Source organism: Lichenicola sp. GTC18331 (assembly GCF_055386855.1).
In genome coordinates this window covers 2,370,549-2,386,404 of the sequence record NZ_AP045015.1, presented here as the reverse complement: position 1 = coordinate 2,386,404, position 15,856 = coordinate 2,370,549, and the positions used below count along the sequence as shown (strand labels likewise).

Sequence of the window (15,856 nt, the reverse complement as noted above, 5' to 3'; positions counted from 1 at the left end):
CCGAATATTACGATACTGACGGTGTTTTCGGTACGCGCGAACGCGATCGCCGCCGGATCGTCACAAGCGAATTCTGCTGAATCCCGGCCCTCGCCACCTCTTTTCGCCGAGGAGATCGAGCGATCCATGGTGTGGGATGGAGCAGGATTTATTTCCCGCTCGTGGCCAGAAACGGCAGCGGCGCGCTGGCGCCCATGTAGGTCGGCAGAATGCCGTTCCAGCGCTGGACCGCCGTCAGTTGCAGAAGCTGCGGCGTGAGGGCGGCTTCCTTCACCTTGTAGGCTTCCGCATCGGCCTGGGCCTGCAGCACCGTCGCGCGCGCCTGTCCGGTCACCGTGGCGATGGCGGCATCCGCTGCGGCTTTTGCCTGCACCACCTGCGCCTACGACGATGTTTGGGTTTGTTCCAGCGTGTAGCGCGCCTGGAGCGCCTGTTGCTGCGCGATCTGCTTGGCCTCGATCACCTGATCGTATTGGGCGGAGAATTTCAGGTCGGTGATGTTCACGCCGCCCACCGAGACGCCGACATGGTAGCGGGTGAGATCGGTGGAGATCAGCGTGGCGATCTCGGTCGATACGGTCGCGCGGTCGGTGATGAGCTGCTGCGCGTCGTATTTGGAGATGATCGCCTTCATGTCGTTGGCGACGATGGGGGCGATGATCACGGTTTGCAGCGTCGCCGCGGTGCGGAAATCGCGATAGATCACGTCGGCGAAGGCGGGCATCACGCTCCAGGTCACCGCCGTGCGGGTGGTGACGTTCTGCTGGTCGTGTGTGGCCGCGGTCTCGTCCGTGATGCTGGTATCCGGCTGCACGCTGATCTCGTGGATCGCGGACACGAAGGGGAGGCGCAGATGCAGCCCCGGCTCCAGCGGCTCGTGCTGGATCGCGCCGAACACAGTCTTCACGCCGATATACCCGGCATCCACCGTGTAGAACGGGTTCAGGATCAGCAGCGCCACCAGCAGAACCGGCGCCAGCACCAGCAGACTGAGGCGCGGCAGCCGGAACCGTCGGCTTCCCTCCGCGGGTTCGGGGGTGGGCAGCTTGGGAACACGCATGATCCTGTCTCCCGGCATCATGGCCACGAACCGCAGCCCGTCGCCATGGCGGAACGGTACGTTACCGTCCCGGGCTTTCACAACCGCCTCGGTCCTCCGCGCCGCATGCAACGCGGCACTCCGGCCATCGCGGGACGGCGCTTGTGCGATCGGCTGCGATGGCGGCAAATCGGGACAGCAGAGGAGCGTTCCGGCCGGAGCGTCCCGTTTCCCGTTCTCCCCAACGCCGATCGCGCGGCGAAAGGTCGTCCATGCATTTCGAAGTGAGCCCGAACGCCAACCCGGTTCCGGAAGCGGAGCGCTCGGCGCTGATCGCCCAGCCGAGCTTCGGCTCCGTCTTCACCGACAACATGGTGATGATCCGTCACTCGGTCGATAAAGGCTGGCACGATCCGGCGCTCACCGCCCGCAAGCCGATCCCGATGGATCCGGCCTCCTCCGTGCTGCATTACGCGCAGGAGATTTTCGAGGGCATGAAGGCCTATCGCATCGCCGACGGCAGCACGGTGCTGTTCCGTCCCGATGCCAACGCAGCCCGGTTTCGCCAGTCGGCTGCGCGCATGGCGATGCCGGACCTGCCGCCCGACCTGTTCGTCCAGGGCGTCGAAACGCTGGTGCGGCAGGATCGCGCCTGGATTCCGACCATGCCAGGCGGCAGCCTGTATCTGCGCCCGTTCATGATCGCCACCGAGGCGTTCCTGGGCGTGCGTCCGGCGCGCGAGCACCTGTTCCTGGTGATCGCCTCGCCCGTGGGCGCGTATTTCAGCGGCAAGACCGAGGCGGTGACGCTCTGGGTATCACAGACCTATACCCGCGCCGCGCGCGGCGGCACCGGTGCTGCCAAATGCGGCGGCAACTACGCGGCGGGGCTGCTGGCCCAGGCCGAAGCCACGCGCAACGAGTGCCAGCAGGTGGTGTTCCTGGATGCGGCCGAAGGCAGGTGGATCGAGGAGCTGGGCGGGATGAACGTGTTCTTCGTGCGCCGCGACGGGTCGCTGATCACTCCGCCGCTCGGCACCATCCTGCCCGGCATCACCCGCGATTCGATCATGACCCTGGCCAGCGACATGGGCATGAGCGTAACGGAACAGCCCTATGCGTTCGAGCAATGGCGCGCGGATGCGGAAAGCGGCGCGGTGGTGGAAGCCTTCGCCTGCGGCACGGCGGCGACGGTGGCGCCGATCGGGCGGGTGAAGTTCGAGGGCGGCGCGTTCGAGATGCAGTCCGGCACCACCGCCGGCCCGGTGACGGAGGCCCTGCGCCGCGCCCTGTTTGACATCCAGTTCGGCCGCGCGAACGACGAGCGTGGCTGGGTGCACCGGGTCTGAGGACCGGAAACCCCGGGCGCGAGAGCGTCCGGGGTTCGTCGTGTCACTGGCCGGGTTTGGGCGTCTCGACATTCTCGGCGCCGGCGCGCGTGCCGCCATGCTTGTCTGCGCCGCCCGAATCGGGCGTACCGGGCTTCTTGTGATTGCCGGTATTCTGCTGATCGTCCGTGTGACGGACCGACTGCTCGGTATGATCCTGCTTCATGGCGTCGCTCTTCCCTGTGTTCGGGAAAACCAACGTGCAGGGTTACGGCAGGTTCGGGAGATGGAGCGGGCGAAGGGAATCGAACCCTCCTCGGTAGCTTGGAAGGCTACAGCATTACCACTATGCTACGCCCGCATCCTCGGCGTTCTTCCTAGCGCCAACCCAGGTGTCGCAGCAAGAGCGAGCGGTGCCGGAACGGCCGGCTCTTGACATCCAGGCGCGTACGCCCTCTTTACGTCCCTCGCGGCGGTTCGCCGGCTTCGGTTCCCGTTTCGGGCGCCGGAACCCGAGGTGGCGCTGCAGGGGCGTAGCTCAATTGGCTAGAGCGCCGGTCTCCAAAACCGGAGGTTGCGGGTTCGAGACCCTCCGCCCCTGCCAGCCGCCCGCCTTTCCGTGTCACGGATCGGCGTTTGGCGCAGCGTGATCAATCTCGTCCACCCTCGAAAAACCGATGAAGGTGCTCCTTGGCGGTCAGTCCTGCGAAATTCGTCCGCGAGGTGCGCTCGGAAGTGACCAAGGTCACGTGGCCGTCGCGCCGCACGACCCTGATCACCACCGGTCTAGTGGCGGCGATGGCGACGCTCACCGCCGTGTTCTTTTTCGCGGTGGACCAGATCATCGGTCTGGGCGTGCGCGTTCTGTTTGGCCTCGGCGCGTGATGCGCGTCCTGGCATTGGGAGTCTGAGGAAGCGGTCATGGCGAAGCGTTGGTACGTCGTCCACGTTTATTCGGGCTTCGAGAAGAAGATCGCGCAGCAGATCAAGGAACAGGCCGAGCAGAAGGGCCTGGCCGATCATATCGACGAGGTGTTGGTGCCGTCCGAGGACGTCACCGAGGTGCGTCGCGGCCAGAAGGTCTCGTCCGAGCGCAAGTTCTTCCCCGGCTACGTTCTGGTGAAGATGGAGCTGACCGACGATGCCTGGCATCTGGTCAAGGACACCCCCAAGGTCACCGGCTTCCTGGGTTCCAAGACCCGTCCGACCCCGATCTCGAACAGCGAGGCGGAGCGGATTATGAAGCAGACCCAGGAGGGCGTGGAGCGTCCGCGTCCCGCCGTCCAGTTCGAGATCGGCGAACAGGTGCGCGTGGCCGACGGCCCGTTCACATCGTTCAACGGCACGGTCGAGGATGTGGACGAGGAAAAGGGCCGCCTGAAGGTCAGCGTGTCGATCTTCGGCCGCTCGACCCCGGTGGATCTGGAATACGCGCAGGTCGAGAAGGTCTGAAGACGGGCTCTTGCACCAGCCCTGACGGACAGGAACGCCTTGTGGATTCCTGTTGGCGGGGCGTCCTTCTTGCCCGCGAGCCTGATCCGGCGGACCGGCAAGGCGGTCACGTCTGAACCGTCTCTGGCTTTCTCGGCGGATGACGGCAGTCGCGCTCCTGCGGGCGGAGTCGCACCCCGAACGAGATGCTTCTGCCCACCCCGGACCTGCCATATCGTTCCGGTCCGACTCCAACCGGTAGGGACGCGTAGACTGCTGCCTTTCTCGCGGGAGGCGGCATGTCAGACTGGCTCGGATCGTTGTCTTCCGGCGAAGTGCGCATTCCCGCCACGTTCAAGGGCACTGCGCGCCTGCTGGACGGCACTGAAATGCCGAGGTCGCCCAGGCCCGCCCGACACGATGACCTGCCGGGCCGGTTCGAGGCCGATCTCGACATCTCCTTCGCACTGCTGATCGGGGCTGGCTACCAGTCGGTCGATCCCTCGCATCCGGCCTATCCGCTTTATCTCGCCGCCAGGGCAGAACATGAGCGGGGTCCGCAGGCCGCCCCCGCTCCCGCGATGAACCCGCACGACCCCGACATGGTGGTGATGCCGTTCGAGACCACGGTGACCGTTACCGAGGCGATGGCACTGCGACACGGGTTAATGGCGCCCGGACGGGCGGGATCGGCGGGCGATGAGGCGGACCCAGTGCGGCCGGTCCGGCGCAAGCCCGCGCCGCCGATCTGGCATCGTGGCGCCCGGATCGGCGCGGGCCGGGACACGGCCCGGCTGCCGTCGATCGACGATTTCGGTGCATTCCTGGCGGTCCTGGGCGATTCCGAACGGCATCCGATGCCCATCGCGGGCGCCGCGCGTCCGCCGGCGCCACAATCGGGTGTCGACGCGCAGGCGGTGGGCCAACCCTCCGCGGCAGGCCCGGGAGCGGATTCGATCGATGATCGGCGTCCGACGGTTGCGGCCACCTCGTTCGAGACGACGCGACACGAGCCTGTCGGGCCCGACCTGACGGACACGGGGCCCGCCGCGCCAACCCCGACGCCGCCGGTGCCGGTGCCGGGGAACGGGTCCGCCAACGCTCCGACCCGAGCCGTTTCTGGCGCTCCCATTCGCGGCGCGTGCGGCACCGGACGGTTCGGCCGGGACCGGATGTCCCATGCCGATCTGAACGTTCTGGGCCTCGGCGACACCCTGCGCGCGATGTCGGCGCCGTCGTTCAAACGGGCGCCGGTCGCGGAAGCCGAGCCGGCGATCCCGGAGGATTTCGCCGCACTGCCCGGCGCCACGCCCTCCGCCAGCATCGGTCACCGGGTGCTGGACCTTGTCATGAGGCCTGACGCTCCACTCCCGCCCGCGATCCGCGCTATCATCGGCGCTCCCGGCGGCAGCGAAGCAGGGCGGGCCTCCGTCGCCAGCGCCGGTTCGTCCGGAACCGTTACGACCGGCGAAGTTGCCGCCCTGCTGCGGGGCATGCGGGAGGCAGAATTGTCGCCGCCGTCCGGCAGGGTGCAGTTGGCGCAGGCGGGTGCGAGCGACGTTCCGACGGTGCCGCGCATGGAGGGCAAGTCGGCCGCGGCCTCGCCACGGGAAGATACGAAACCGGTCCTACTGGTCGATGACCACGGCAACCCCGTCATGTCCCAGGGCCGCACGGTTGAACGGCCGGCGAGCCTGGACCCGGAAATGTTCGTCAAACAGGGATTGGCCGATAAGGTCGAGTATGACGCCTTGGGTACCACGGATGGTGGTGCCGCTGCGCAACTGGTGTATCTGGTGGGCAAGTTATCGAAGTTCGGGCAAGGCCATGAATGGGATGCCCAGCGGGTCAGTGGAACGTTCAACCCTGCCTATGTCGACTATGCGACCATTGCGATCGGGCTGTATTGTGCGGCGTTGGGACTCAGTCAGAGCGAGATCCTGCATATCGAAGATGGATATGCGAAATATTTCAGCAGGTACAAGCAGGGCACAAAAATGGATGGCGCATACAAGCATCTTCCAGTAAGAAATGTCGTTAATACGCAAATTGGCTACGATCTGTATAAAGATTATATAAGAGGGAATTGATCAAGGGTGTATGCCAGGAGAACATCTCGACTCTCGATCGCTTCTTTAGGCGGATTGGCTGTTTTTTACTTCCTATTTTGGGCCGTTTTGGTGGCCTATTCGTGTGCGACTCCACCATGGGATCGTTACACTGTCCCGATTGCCGTGGGCTTTTCGATCTACGAGGCAGCCATCGCGCTCCCGCGGACTGTCCTGATAGGTTTTCCCCTGTTCTTCGCGAGTCTAGCGATCTGTGAAACCCTCACATCCCGCCCTCATCTGAGCGTCGCGTGCAACGCCGTTCTCGCCGTCCCCCTGTCCGGTCTGATCTTGGCATCAAGCGCTTGGCTCGGTCCCAGCATCTTGCAGGATTGGCACGAGATCGTCCGGCTGGCTATGAAATGGCCTGAAGCGTCCCTGCCCAGCGGGGCGATCGCGGGCTATGCGAGTTGGAAGCTCCATCGGCCAAGCGCGTGCAGTGGGCGTTGATCGCTCATCCAGCTTGTCGGTTTGGGCACATGCTATCATGCGCACTTGAACCAAACGGACAAAGTCTTTTTGCTTCTTTTTCTTCAGAAAAAGAAGACTTCGCCGGACTCAGAGCTGCGTCGCGCCGAACGTGTCACACTGGTGGATGTCGCCGGAGCTGAGGCCGCGCTTGAACCAGCGCACGCGCTCGGCCGAGCTGCCGTGGGTAAAGCTGTCCGGCTCCACCGTGCCGGTGGCGCGCTTCTGCAGGCGGTCGTCGCCGACCGCCGCCGCAGCGTTCAGCCCCTGCTCCACGTCGCCGGTTTCCAGGATGTGGCGTGCGTCGTCGGCCTGCTTGCCCCACACGCCGGCGAAGCAATCCGCCTGTAGCTCCACCTTGACCGACAAGGCGTTGCGGTCGTTCTCGCCGAGCTGCGACCGGGCCTGATCGACCTTGTCCATGATGCCGAGCTGGCTCTGCACGTGATGGCCGATCTCGTGCGCGATCACGTAGGCACGGGCGAAATCGCCACCTGCGCCGAGCTTGTTCTGCAGCTCCTGGAAGAAGCTTATGTCCAGATAGACCTTGTGATCGGCCGGGCAGTAGAACGGCCCCACGGCGGTCTGGGCGAAACCGCAACCGGACCGGATACCGCCGGTGAACAGCACCAGGATCGGCTTCTGGTAGGTTCGGCCCATGTGCTGGAACTGCGCGCTCCAGACATCCTCCGTGGAGGCCAGGATGCGCGACACGAACCGTTTCTGGTCGTCGTTCGCGGTCGAGGCGGTCTGCGTCGGCGCGGCGCCCGATGGCGTGCCGCTCGGGGGCGCGGATTGTTCGGTGCCGCCACCGCCATCCAGCACGCTCAGGACCAGACGCGGATCGACGCCGAAATACAGCGCGCCGAGAACCACCACCAGCGTGCCGATGCCGCCGAGCTTCAGACCACGCCCGCCGAAGCCGCCGCCTCCAGAGGAGCCGGTCGCGCCGCGTTCGTCGTCGATGTTGCCGCTTTCGCGTTCGTCGCCCAGGCGCATGGCTTTCCTCCATCCGCGCTCGATGGCCGCGGTACTCTGCCGCAAACGCCGGGCACGCCAGCTTCGTTGCGAAGGCGCAGCATGTCGAACCATTGCTGGCGCCGCGTTCGATTGTTGCTTGCGCATGTGGCCGATCATGGTTCCGGACGTCACGCGAACCGCTTCGGCGCACCGACCGTTTCGATCTGCACGAACCGGTTTCCACCGGGCGGAAACCCGTCCTACCGTCCGGTTTCCCCAGCCGGAGAGATCGCGATGCCGTCCAACGACGCCCCCATGTCCACAGGCATCCGTCCGCTGGACGCAATCGCGCCCCGGCGCGGCGCGGCGGTTCTGCTGGAAGTGCTGCGCTCGGAAGGGGTGCGCTACGTGTTCGGCAATCCCGGCACCACCGAATTGCCGCTGATGGATGCGCTCACCGGCTGTTCCGATCTGAGCTACATCCTGGGTCTGCAGGAAGCGAGCTGTGTCGCCATGGCCGACGGCTATGCCAAGGCGGCCGGACGCCCGGGCTTCCTGAACCTGCACACGGCGGGCGGGCTCGGCCACGCCATGGGCGCGCTGATCAACGCCCAGGTCGCTTCCACGCCACTGGTGGTCACCGCCGGCCAGCAGGACATGCGCCACAACCTGACCGATCCCCTGCTGTTCGGCGATCTGGTCGGCATCGCCCATCCGGTCTCGAAATGGGCCAGCGAGGTGGTGGATCCCGACCAGATCCCGGTGCTGCTGCGACGCGCCTTCCATGACAGCATGGCCGCGCCGTCCGGACCGGTGTTCCTGTCCCTGCCCATGGACGTGATGGAAAAGGAGAGCACCGTGCCGGTGCCGCGCCCATCGCGGATCGACCGCGCCCCGGTGGCCGGCGCGCTGGAGGAACTGGCGCAGCTTCTGGCCGCTATCGAGCCCGGGCGCATCGCCATCATCGCCGGCGACGAGATCCTGTCGTCCGGGGCCGGCGATCTGGCCGCCGCCGTCGCCGATCTGCTGGGCGCGCCCGTCTTCGGCTCGTCTTGGCCGGCGCATATCCCGTTCCCGACCTCGCATCCGCTCTGGCGCGGCAACCTGCCCACGCGCGCCTCCGACATGCGGGAGGTGCTCGATCCGTTCGAGGTGATCTTCGCGCTGGGCGGCAAATCGGCCATCACCATCCTGTATTCGGAAGGCTCGGCCGTACCCGAGCATTGCCGCATCCACCAGCTCACCACCGATGTGCGCGATCTCGGCCGCACCTACAGTACGCCGCTCTCCTGCGTGGGCGATATCCGCGCCTCGCTGAAGGCGATGCTGCCGATGCTGGAACGGATGCTCGATCCGAACCGCGCCCTCTACAACGCCCTGCGCGAGCAGGCGCAGCTCGACCGGGCCGCCCGCCGGGCCGCACAGCGCGACCGGGTGCGCGCCGAGTTCGACGCCGCCATGACCACGCCGTTCGTCGCCTGCAACGAGGTTCTGCGCGCGATCGGCCCCGAGGTGGCGATCGTGGACGAGGCCGCGTCGCTGATGCCGCTGACCCGCTCGCTGCTGGATTCGCCGTCCTGGCGGCAATATTCCTCCTGCCGTGGCGGCGGACTCGGCTGGGGCATGCCGGCCGCCGTGGGCATGTCGCTCGGCCTCGACCGCAACCCTGTGGTGTGTCTGGTCGGCGACGGGGCCGCGATGTATTCGCCGCAGGCGCTGTGGACGGCGGCCAACGAGAAGCTGCCGGTGACGTTCGTGGTGTTCAACAATCGCGGCTATCGCATCCTGAAGAACTTCATGGCGGCGCAAAGCCATTACCTGAGTGTCCAGGCCAACCGCTATATCGCCATGGACATCGACGATCCGGCGATCGACTTCATGGCCCTGGCCACCTCGATGGGCATCCCCAGCCGCCGCGTCGAGCGCGCTGCCGACATCGCCGGCGCGGTGGAAGCCGGCATCGCCTCCGGCCTGCCCAATCTGATCGAACTGCCGATCAGCGCGAGCTGACCGCAGGACCGGGCGCGGTCAGCGCCCGGTCGTCAGTTCCTTGATCCGGTTCGCCAGCATGTCCATCGCGAACGGCTTGGTCATCACATGCATGCCCGGTTCGAGATGGCCGTTTCCGACCACGGCGGTTTCGGCATAGCCGGTGATGAACAGGATCTTCAGATCCGGACGGCTGAGCCTGGCGATATCGGCCATCTGCCGCCCGCTCATGCCGCCGGGCAGGCCCACATCGGTCACCACCAGATCCACCCGCGCATCGGATTGCAGCACCGCCAGACCGGCGGCGCCGTCCTGCGCCTCGATCGCGGCGTAGCCCAGCTCTTCCAGGACCTCCGTGATGAGCATGCGGATGGTCGGCTCGTCGTCGACGATCAACACGGTTTCCCCGGCCTCCGCGCGCGGTACGCCGGCGGGCCCGGCCTCCGCATCGGCGTCTCCGACCGTCCCGGCATGGCGTGGCAGCAGCAAATGCATGCTGGTGCCGACCCCTTCTTCGGACTGGATCCTGATCTGGCCGCCGGATTGCCGGGCGAAGCCATAGATCATGCTCAAACCGAGCCCCGTCCCCTGACCGAGCGGCTTGGTGGTGAAGAACGGATCGAATGCCTTGGCAATCACGTCGGGCGGCATCCCGGTGCCGGTATCGGTCACGCAGAGCGACAGATACCGTCCGGGCAGCATGGTACGATCCCGCGCCTCCGCCTCGTCCAGCATCCGGTTCGTCATCTCGATGGTCAGGCGCCCGCCATCCGGCATCGCGTCGCGCGCATTGATGCACAGGTTTAGAACCGCGTTCTCGAGCTGGTTCGGATCCACCAGCACCGGCCAAACGCCCGGCGTCGCGGACACATGCAGATCGATCGCCGGACCGATCGTACGCCTGATCAGCTCCTCCATATCGGCGACCAGCCGGGTCGCATCGGTCGGCTTGGGGTCGAGCGTCTGCTGGCGCGAGAAGGCCAGCAGACGGTGCGTCAGCGAGGCAGCCCGCTTGGCGGCCCCCTGAACCGCCTGCACATAGCGGTCGACGTCCTTCAACCGGCCCTGCGCGATGCGTGTGCCCAGAAGTTCGAGCGCGCCGGTGATACCGGTCAGCAGATTGTTGAAGTCATGCGCTAGGCCGCCGGTGAGCTGGCCCACGGCTTCCATCTTCTGGCTCTGCCGCAACGCCTGCTCGGTCCGGGCCAGCGCCGCCGCGGCCAGCTTCGCTTCCGTCACGTCTCGGGCCGAGCAGTAGAGCCGGTCGTCGGCTGGAACGATCACCCAGGACAGGACGCGAAAATCGCCGTCCGCCGTTCTGAACCGCGTTTCGAACGTTCCCGGTTTGCGCCGCGCAGCGATGCGGGCGATCTCCCCCGCAGCCCGGACGCCGTCGTCGGGATCGCCGATCCAGGCGAAACTCCGGCCGACGATTTCTCCGGGCTGCCAGCCGAGGCGCTCCGTCCAGGCCGGGCTGACGTTCAGCCAAACGCCCCGGTTGTCGGCGACGCCCAGAAGATCCTGCGACGCGTTCCAGATACCGTCGCGCTCCCGGGTACGGTCGGCCACCTCTGCTTCCAACCCCCGGTTGATCCGCAACAGCTCGTTCTCGGCCCGCGCCTGCTTGATCGCCGCCCAGGTCCGGTCGGCGACGGCCCGGGTGAAGGAGATCTCCTCCTCGGTCCAGGCATGGATGTCCGCCGTGTGTGCGAACACGATCGCCTGCGTCATGCCGGCATCCATCAGCGGGACGTTCAACAATCCGCGGACCTGCACCGCCTCCAGGGCGGCAGCGCCGTCGCAGGTGCGCGGATCGCAGGAGATATCGGCGATGGCGACGACCTCGTTGCGTTTCAGGTTCTCGATATAGGAGCCGAACGACCGGAACCCATGCAGCCCGGCGACGGACCGGATGGACGGGCCGGCACACCAGTCGCCCTCCACCGCGACGATCTCGCGCGCCGCATCCACCATGCCGTATCCGGCGCGATCGACCCCGAGGGTTCGTCCCAGAAGAGACGACGCGACGGCGACCATGCAGGCCGGCTCGTGCAACTCGCGCAGCCGGTTGCCGAGTTCGATCAGCGCCGCCTGACGCAGCTCCTGACGCTTGCGCGCATCGATATCGATCAGCACGCCGGGAAAGCGTACCGCCTGACCGGTCTGGTCCAGATCGCACGTGCCGTTGGCTTCGATCCAGCGCCAGGACCCGTCGAGCTGACGCACCCGGTATTCAGCGCTGTAGCGGCCGCCCGACGACAGGGTCCGGCGGATCAATGCCTCCACCGGCTCCAGATCGTCCGGATGGATCGACTGAACTACCTCCCGCAGCGGCAGACCCGCTTCCAGCGCCTCCGGTTTTAGCGAAAAGGTGAGCGCGAAACGGCGATCCGCAGTGAACCGGTCCCGAACCACGTCCCAGACCCAGGTGCCGAGCACGGTTCCGGTGTTCAGCGCCAGCTCAATGCGTTCCGCTGCCCTGTGGGCCTCGGTCACGTCGCGCGAGATGGACAGCAGACGCTCGGGCTTGCCATCCTGGCCCAGCATGGGCGTGACCACCACATCCCAGTAGCGCTGGTTTCCCTTGGCCGTATTGGCGTGCCCCCGGAAATGCCCGCGCCCCCCATTGCGGGCGATCTCCAACGCCCGCAACGCGTCGGCATTGCCAGCGCCGTCCCAGAAACTCGGCCAGGGGCAGCCGGCGAAATGGGAGAAATCCGCGATTTCCATGATGCGCTGACCGCCCTCGCTCATGAATTCGAGCGTGCCGTCGAGCCGGAGCACCTTGATGCAATCGGAGGAGCTGGCCAGGATTTCCCGGTTGAACGATTCGCTGGCATGCAGCGCGGCGCGGGCATCCTCGGCGGCAGAGATGTCGATGGCGATGCCGGTGAATCGACGCGCCTGCGTGTCGGCGCGATCGTAGCAACGCCCCCGCACCAGCAGGCTGCGCGGCGTGCGTCCGCTGCCGACGATGCGGCACTGGGTGGTATAATCCTCTCCCCGCCGGATCGCCGCGTCGAGCGTGGCCGCCACCGCGTGCCGGTCGGCAGGGTGGATGGCGTCCATCATCGCCAGAAGCGAAAGCCCCTCGGCCAGACGGCGGGGATCGAGCCCGAACAGATCGGCATAATGGGCATCGCCCTGGATGGTGTCGGCGCTCACGTCCCAGTCGAAGAACCCGACTAGGCCGGTCGACAGCGCCGTTTCGATACGATCCTCGCTGAAACGCAGCGCCTGCGAAGCGCGGCGCTGCTCGGTCCGGTCCCGCAGCATCTTGATGAAGCCCGCGAGGGCGCCGTTCTCGTCGCGCAGCACCATCATCTCGCCGGCGGCGAAGAAGCGGGATCCGTCCTTGCGCATATGCCAACGTTCGTCGTTGCCGCGCTCGTTTCGCAGCGCGTCGCCCATCTCCAGGGCCGGCCGTTCGGCCGCGACGTCTTCCGGCGTGAAGAAGCGATCGGCCGGCTCGCCCAGCATCTCCTCCTCGGTCCAGCCGAGAATGCGGTGCGCGCCCTCATTCCAGCTCGTCACCCGGCCCGCGACGTCGAAGCTGACGATGGCGTAGTCGATCGCACTATCCAGGATCTGCCGGCTGTGCGTCTGGCTGCGCTCTTCGGCAGCGAGCGCCCGGTCCCGCTCCGCCAGTGCCTTGCGCTGCTCGAACCGCGCCATTACCGCCCGCGCCAGCGCCTTGAGGATGAACAGCTGCTGCTCGTTCAGCGCTCGCGGCTTCTGGTCCATCACGCAGAGAACGCCGATCGGCAGCCCTTCGGGCGTCCGCAGCGGAACGCCTGCATAGAGACGAACGAAAGGCGGCCCCAGGACGAGCGCGTTGTCGGCGAAGCGCGGGTCGGCCAGCGTGTCCGGCACCATCAGCACGTCGGGCGCATCGAGCGCATGAACGCACAGCGACGGTTCGCGCGGGATTTGGCGCGCGCCGAAGCCGATCTCCGCCTTGAACCATTGCCGATGGCTGTCGATCAGGTTCAGGAACGACATCGAGGCGGCGCAGGCCTGCGCCGCCATCTGCACGATGTCGTCGAACTCGGTTTCGCGCACGGTGTCGAGAATGTCGTAGCCATGCAGCGCCTGCAGGCGGTCCGCCTCCGTCCAGCCCGGCGCGGAGATGAGATCGGGCATCCAGGTCAGTCCGATACGGTCTCGGGCGCCGTCACGACGGCCGGCCCGATCGCGTGGGGCGGATCGATCCGGGTCAGGAGCCGCAGACCGGCACGCACGACCTCGCTCGCCGTCTGATACCGGCCGCTCTCGACCTGCGCAGCGATGAACCGGCGCAACTCGGGCGTCAGGGACACGGTCAAAGGATCGCTGGACGGCATCGCTCCACCCCGGACAAGCTGCTCGGGGTATGAGAACTTCATCCCGACCGCGCAGTTTCGATGCGATGTCGTTATAACGCCCCTCGAACAGCTGCGGCGATGTCCGGCGCGGCTTGCCGCTTCCGTCCGCCTCGCCCAAACTCAGACAAAATACTGCCAAGAGTGACCGGCCGCCAGCGGCGCAACCGAAACCAAGCGGCGCAACAAGGGGACGGAAACGAACCGTGGCGATCGATCGAGAAGCATCCAGCCCTCTGCGCGACCTCGCGCCGTTCTGGCGCGTCACTCTGGCCGCCTTTCTCGGCTGGTTCCTGGATGCGTTCGACCAGGTCGTGCTGCTGCTTGCCTTGCCGGATATCGGCAAGAGTTTGCATGTCTCGCTGGTGGCGATGGGGCTGGTGATCACCTCGCAGAGCGTCGGCCGCATTCTCGGCAATACCGGCTGGGGCTGGCTGGCGGATCGCTACGGGCGAAAGCTCACCTTCATGATCGGCGTGATCTGGTTCGCGGTGTTTTCCGGTTTCTCGGGACTGGCCTGGAGCTACGCCGCGATGGTCGTGATCCAGTTCCTGTTCGGGATCGGCTTCGGCGGCGAATGGACCGCCTCCGCGGCGCTTCTGATCGAAAGCGTGCCGCCGCGCAGCCGTGCCTTGGCGTCCGCGATCATGATGTCCGGCTACGAGTTCGGCTTCTTCGCTGCTGCTGCCGCGCAGGCGGTGATCCTGCCGCATTACGGCTGGCGCGTGCTGTTCTTTATGGGCATCGCTCCGGCGATCCTAGCGATCTTCATTCGTGTCGGCGTGGCGGAAAGCCCGGTCTGGCTGCGGATGCGCGCGGAGAAGGCCCAGGCGGCGAACCGTCCTGCCGAGGTTGCGCCCCGTCCGCGCTTCCGGCTCGACGCCGCCGCGCGTCAGGCGCTGCTGTTCATGTGCTTCCTGTTGTTCCAGAATGCGGCGATCTACAGCTTCTATCCGACGCTGCTGCGCGAGGTGCATGGCTTCACGCCGTCCATGGTGTTCCCGGCCATCGCCGCCTATTGCCTGGGCTCCATCGTCGGCAAGCCGGTCTGCGGCTGGTCGGCGTCGCGCTTCGGCGAGCGACGCACCCTGCTCGTCTATCTGCTGCTGACGGTTCTGGACGTGGTGCCGTTCGCGTCCGGCGGATCGATGCCGGTGCTGCTGGCGGCGTCCCTGTTCATGGGCTTCTTCGGCAACAGCGTGTTCGCCCTGGTGCCGCATTTCCTGGCGCAGCGCTTCCCGTCGGACGTGCGCTCGTTCGGCATGGGGCTCGGCTACGCCGTGGCCTCGGCCGGACAGGGCGTGGCCAGCTTCCTGGTGCCCTGGGCCGGCGGCGTGGTCGGTCTGGCCCGCTCGATCGAGCTTTGCGTGCTGGGCGGATCGGTGATCACCGCCTTGGTGGCTGCGCGCGAGCCGGCACACCTGCCCGGCGCCCGGATGGAGGGCGACGCGGACGCGATGTAAGCACAAGGTCACGGGCGGAAACGCCCGCGACGGTTCAACGCGGCGCGAGCGCCACCGGCACGCCGTCCGCCGCCGGCACATTCGTTGTTCCAGCAGAAGGCTGAACCGGCGGCAGGGTCGTTCCGATCCGGCGCGCCTCGATCGCCGCACGGTCCGCCACCTGCCCCAGAAGCTGGCTCAGAGCCGCCACCTCCGCCGACACGCCGCTGCCGGCCGGCGTCATGGTGAGATGCAGCGGGATGCTGGCCGTCGGCAGGACGGGGCCGTTCCCCGTATCGTCGCGTTTCACCGACAAGGCGCCGCCCAGTTCGACCAGCCCGTCATGGGTCCGGGCGAACTGGGTGATGTCGAGTTCCACCGTGCCTTGCGCCTCGGTGGAGATGGCGCCGGCCTGCGTGAACACGTTGGTGCCGGGCAGACGCTGTTGCAGGTCGCTGGCCAGGGTCTGGCCGATCATGTCCGCCAACGGCTCGCCCCAGGCGCCGTCCTTGTTCAGCTTGAGCCGGTAATCGCGGTCGCCGGCAACGATGTAATCGCGGTCGAGATAGCCGGCCACGGACGGGGTGCGTATCTTGAGGCTGAGCGGCCCGCCCGCCTGCGCCACGCCGGGCCAGGCGCGCAGCGTGTAGTAGTCCGGATCGGTCGAGCCGCATCCGGCGAGAGCGACGAGAACGGCCAGGGCGCCCAGGCGCTTGAAGGAACGCATCGG

13 protein-coding genes and 2 tRNA genes are annotated in these 15,856 nt (G+C 66.7%); 7 read left to right on the top strand and 8 right to left on the bottom strand.

The window, feature by feature from the left end; all coding sequences use genetic code 11:
- Positions 1–148: 148 nt before the first annotated feature.
- On the bottom strand, positions 149–373 hold the full coding sequence (locus ACZ5BM_RS10890) for a hypothetical protein (protein WP_498907960.1): 225 nt from the start codon (positions 371–373) through the stop codon (positions 149–151).
- Positions 374–382: 9 nt separating this feature from the next.
- Positions 383–1,060, bottom strand: a complete 678-nt coding sequence (locus ACZ5BM_RS10885; RefSeq protein WP_498907959.1) for a prohibitin family protein — start codon at positions 1,058–1,060, stop codon at positions 383–385.
- A gap of 251 nt (positions 1,061–1,311) precedes the next feature.
- Here ACZ5BM_RS10885 and ACZ5BM_RS10880 point away from each other — a divergent pair, with 251 nt between their 5' ends.
- Positions 1,312–2,388, top strand: a complete 1,077-nt coding sequence (locus ACZ5BM_RS10880) for a branched-chain amino acid transaminase (RefSeq protein ID WP_498907958.1) — start codon at positions 1,312–1,314, stop codon at positions 2,386–2,388.
- 43 nt (positions 2,389–2,431) lie between these two features.
- On the opposite strand, the gene ACZ5BM_RS10875 is transcribed toward ACZ5BM_RS10880, so the two are convergent.
- Together ACZ5BM_RS10875 and ACZ5BM_RS10870 are read right to left on the bottom strand one after the other, a co-directional pair.
- On the bottom strand, positions 2,432–2,593 hold the full coding sequence (locus ACZ5BM_RS10875; protein WP_498907956.1) for a hypothetical protein: 162 nt from the start codon (positions 2,591–2,593) through the stop codon (positions 2,432–2,434).
- Positions 2,594–2,654: 61 nt separating this feature from the next.
- Positions 2,655–2,728: transfer RNA gene (locus tag ACZ5BM_RS10870), tRNA-Gly, on the bottom strand.
- Between the two features lie 166 nt (positions 2,729–2,894).
- On the opposite strand from ACZ5BM_RS10870, the gene ACZ5BM_RS10865 reads away from it, so the two are divergent.
- The 4 genes from ACZ5BM_RS10865 (at position 2,895) to ACZ5BM_RS10850 (ending at position 5,888) form a co-directional block, all read left to right on the top strand.
- Positions 2,895–2,971, top strand: a tRNA-Trp gene (locus tag ACZ5BM_RS10865).
- 86 nt (positions 2,972–3,057) lie between these two features.
- Complete coding sequence (gene secE / locus ACZ5BM_RS10860; protein WP_422864578.1) at positions 3,058–3,252, top strand: preprotein translocase subunit SecE; 195 nt, start codon at positions 3,058–3,060, stop codon at positions 3,250–3,252.
- 36 nt (positions 3,253–3,288) lie between these two features.
- Positions 3,289–3,819, top strand: a complete 531-nt coding sequence (nusG, locus tag ACZ5BM_RS10855) for a transcription termination/antitermination protein NusG (protein WP_422864577.1) — start codon at positions 3,289–3,291, stop codon at positions 3,817–3,819.
- 278 nt (positions 3,820–4,097) lie between these two features.
- On the top strand, positions 4,098–5,888 hold the full coding sequence (locus tag ACZ5BM_RS10850; protein WP_498907954.1) for a hypothetical protein: 1,791 nt from the start codon (positions 4,098–4,100) through the stop codon (positions 5,886–5,888).
- A gap of 576 nt (positions 5,889–6,464) precedes the next feature.
- Here ACZ5BM_RS10850 and ypfJ read toward each other — a convergent pair.
- Positions 6,465–7,373, bottom strand: a complete 909-nt coding sequence (gene ypfJ / locus ACZ5BM_RS10845; protein WP_498907953.1) for a neutral zinc metallopeptidase — start codon at positions 7,371–7,373, stop codon at positions 6,465–6,467.
- 276 nt (positions 7,374–7,649) lie between these two features.
- Here ypfJ and ACZ5BM_RS10840 point away from each other — a divergent pair, with 276 nt between their 5' ends.
- Positions 7,650–9,344 carry a thiamine pyrophosphate-binding protein gene (locus ACZ5BM_RS10840; protein ID WP_498907952.1) on the top strand — a complete coding sequence of 565 codons (1,695 nt, stop codon included), beginning with the start codon at positions 7,650–7,652 and terminating at the stop codon, positions 9,342–9,344.
- 18 nt (positions 9,345–9,362) lie between these two features.
- Here ACZ5BM_RS10840 and ACZ5BM_RS10835 read toward each other — a convergent pair whose 3' ends face one another.
- Together ACZ5BM_RS10835 and ACZ5BM_RS10830 are read right to left on the bottom strand one after the other, a co-directional pair.
- Positions 9,363–13,466 carry a PAS domain S-box protein gene (locus ACZ5BM_RS10835; protein ID WP_498907950.1) on the bottom strand — a complete coding sequence of 1,368 codons (4,104 nt, stop codon included), beginning with the start codon at positions 13,464–13,466 and terminating at the stop codon, positions 9,363–9,365.
- Positions 13,467–13,471: 5 nt separating this feature from the next.
- Positions 13,472–13,666, bottom strand: coding sequence for a type II toxin-antitoxin system ParD family antitoxin (locus tag ACZ5BM_RS10830; RefSeq protein WP_498907949.1), 195 nt, complete (start codon positions 13,664–13,666; stop codon positions 13,472–13,474).
- 224 nt (positions 13,667–13,890) lie between these two features.
- Between ACZ5BM_RS10830 and ACZ5BM_RS10825 the strand changes: the two genes are divergently transcribed.
- On the top strand, positions 13,891–15,147 hold the full coding sequence (locus tag ACZ5BM_RS10825) for an MFS transporter (protein ID WP_498907948.1): 1,257 nt from the start codon (positions 13,891–13,893) through the stop codon (positions 15,145–15,147).
- Between the two features lie 34 nt (positions 15,148–15,181).
- Here the strand turns inward: ACZ5BM_RS10825 and ACZ5BM_RS10820 are convergent, their stop codons facing one another.
- Positions 15,182–15,853, bottom strand: a complete 672-nt coding sequence (locus ACZ5BM_RS10820; protein WP_498907947.1) for a PqiC family protein — start codon at positions 15,851–15,853, stop codon at positions 15,182–15,184.
- Positions 15,854–15,856 lie beyond the last annotated feature (3 nt).

Bases quoted from the DNA above. Each gene is read 5' to 3' on its own strand.
- ACZ5BM_RS10885 (WP_498907959.1), bottom strand. From the start codon at position 1,060: ATGCGTGTTCCCAAGCTGCCCACCCCCGAACCCGCGGAGGGAAGCCGA.
- ACZ5BM_RS10880 (WP_498907958.1), top strand. From the start codon at position 1,312: ATGCATTTCGAAGTGAGCCCGAACGCCAACCCGGTTCCGGAAGCGGAG.
- ACZ5BM_RS10875 (WP_498907956.1), bottom strand. From the start codon at position 2,593: ATGAAGCAGGATCATACCGAGCAGTCGGTCCGTCACACGGACGATCAG.
- nusG (WP_422864577.1), top strand. From the start codon at position 3,289: ATGGCGAAGCGTTGGTACGTCGTCCACGTTTATTCGGGCTTCGAGAAG.
- ACZ5BM_RS10850 (WP_498907954.1), top strand. From the start codon at position 4,098: ATGTCAGACTGGCTCGGATCGTTGTCTTCCGGCGAAGTGCGCATTCCC.
- ypfJ (WP_498907953.1), bottom strand. From the start codon at position 7,373: ATGCGCCTGGGCGACGAACGCGAAAGCGGCAACATCGACGACGAACGC.
- ACZ5BM_RS10840 (WP_498907952.1), top strand. From the start codon at position 7,650: ATGTCCACAGGCATCCGTCCGCTGGACGCAATCGCGCCCCGGCGCGGC.
- ACZ5BM_RS10835 (WP_498907950.1), bottom strand. From the start codon at position 13,466: ATGCCCGATCTCATCTCCGCGCCGGGCTGGACGGAGGCGGACCGCCTG.
- ACZ5BM_RS10830 (WP_498907949.1), bottom strand. From the start codon at position 13,666: ATGCCGTCCAGCGATCCTTTGACCGTGTCCCTGACGCCCGAGTTGCGC.
- ACZ5BM_RS10820 (WP_498907947.1), bottom strand. From the start codon at position 15,853: ATGCGTTCCTTCAAGCGCCTGGGCGCCCTGGCCGTTCTCGTCGCTCTC.